This is a genomic window from Streptomyces sp. H27-D2 (assembly GCF_035828615.1).
GTDB lineage: Bacteria > Actinomycetota > Actinomycetes > Streptomycetales > Streptomycetaceae > Streptomyces.
In genome coordinates this window covers 1-973 of the sequence record NZ_JAYMZR010000018.1, presented here as the reverse complement: position 1 = coordinate 973, position 973 = coordinate 1, and the positions used below count along the sequence as shown (strand labels likewise).

At 75.6% G+C, this 973-nt stretch carries 1 protein-coding gene; it reads left to right on the top strand.

Annotated elements, in window-relative coordinates:
- On the top strand, positions 1–973 hold a 973-nt coding region (gene mycP, locus QMK28_RS10045; protein WP_326436710.1), incomplete at both ends, for a type VII secretion-associated serine protease mycosin.

Sequence of the window (973 nt, the reverse complement as noted above, 5' to 3'; positions counted from 1 at the left end):
TCGGGCGAGGGGACGACCGTCGCCGTACTGGACACCGGTGTGGACACCGACCACCCGGACCTCAAGGGGCAGGTGCTGACGGGCAAGGACCTCATCGGCTTCGGCGCGGGCCCCGGCGAGTCCTCGTGGGCCGAGCACGGCACGGCGATGGCCGGCATCATCGCCGGGCGCGGCCATGGCGCGGGCAACGCCGACGGAGTGCTCGGAGTCGCCCCCGACGCGAAGATCCTCCCGGTCCGGGTGATCCTGGAGGACGGCGACCCGCAGCGGAAGAAATCGCGCAGCGCCCGCTCGGGAGCGCTCGCCGACGGCATCCGCTGGGCCGCCGACCACGGCGCCGACGTCATCAACCTCTCGCTGGGCGACGACAGCGAGACCGCGCACCCGGACCGCCGCGAGGACGCCGCCGTCCAGTACGCGCTGGGCAAGGGCGTCGTGGTGGTCGCCTCGGCGGGCAACGGCGGCGAGAAGGGCGACCACGTCTCGTACCCGGCCGCCTACCCCGGCGTGATCGCGGTGACGGCCGTCGACCGCTACGGCTCCCGGGCCGCCTTCTCCACCCGCCGCTGGTACGCCACGGTCAACGCGCCCGGCGTGGACGTGGTCATCGCCAATCCCGACCGGCGCTACTACGAGGGCTGGGGGACCAGCGCGGCGTCCGCGTTCGTCTCGGGGGCCGTCGCGCTGCTCCGCTCCGTACACCCCGACCTGAGCCCGGCCCAGGTCAAGCAACTCATCGCGGACACCGCCCGGGACCGGCCCGAGGGAGGCCGCAGCGACGAACTCGGCACCGGCATGGTCGACCCGGCTGCGGCGATCGAGGCAGCCGCGAAGCTGCGCCCGCAACCGCAGCGGCCCGCCTCCGCCGCGTACGGGAAGCGCTACTTCGGCGCGGGCCCCACGCCCCGCCCCGACACCGAAGACGCCCCGGACGGCCCCGCGCTCGCCGCCGGGGGAGCGGGCGCGGCCCTGC